This window comes from Synechococcus sp. MW101C3 (assembly GCF_002252635.1).
Lineage (GTDB): Bacteria > Cyanobacteriota > Cyanobacteriia > PCC-6307 > Cyanobiaceae > MW101C3.
Window position 1 is genome coordinate 1 of sequence record NZ_NQKX01000018.1, and the last position, 678, is coordinate 678.

At 66.5% G+C, this 678-nt stretch carries 1 protein-coding gene; it reads left to right on the forward strand.

From position 1 onward, the window contains the following. Nucleotides 1–7: 7 nt before the first annotated feature. On the forward strand, nt 8–678 hold a 671-nt coding region (locus CJZ80_RS14760; RefSeq protein ID WP_094515012.1), incomplete at its 3' end, for a sigma-70 family RNA polymerase sigma factor.

Consider the following 678-nt stretch of genomic DNA (forward strand, 5'->3'; position numbering starts at 1 on the left):
CGGCGACCTGGTGCGCTCGTATCTGCGGGACATCGGCCGCGTGCCGTTGCTGAGCCATGAGCAGGAGATCACGCTGGGCCGCCAGGTGCAGGAGCTGATGCGTCTGGAGGAAACGGAGCTGGAGCTGGAGATGCGCGCCGGCGGGGTGAAACCCACGATGGAGGTGCTGGCGGCGGCGCTGGAGCTGCCGGTGCCGGTGCTGCGCCGCAAGCTGGCGAGCGGGCGGCGGGCGAAGGAGCGGATGGTGGCGGCGAACCTGCGGCTGGTGGTGAGCGTGGCGAAGAAGTACACCAAGCGGAACATGGAGCTGCTGGATCTGATCCAGGAGGGAACGATCGGCCTGGTGCGGGGTGTGGAGAAGTTCGACCCGACGCGGGGCTACAAGTTTTCGACGTATGCGTACTGGTGGATCCGGCAGGGGATCACCCGGGCGATTGCGGAGAAGAGCCGGACGATCCGTCTGCCGATCCACATCACCGAAACGCTGAACAAGCTGAAGAAGGGTCAGCGGGAGCTGAGCCAGGAGCTGGGCCGCACGCCCACGCTGAGTGAGCTGGCAGTGGCGGTGGAGCTGCCGGAGGAGGAGGTGAAGGATCTGCTGTGCCGAGCACGGCAGCCGGTGAGCCTGGAAACGAAGGTGGGCGACGGGGAAGATACGGAGCTGCTGGATCTGCTGCA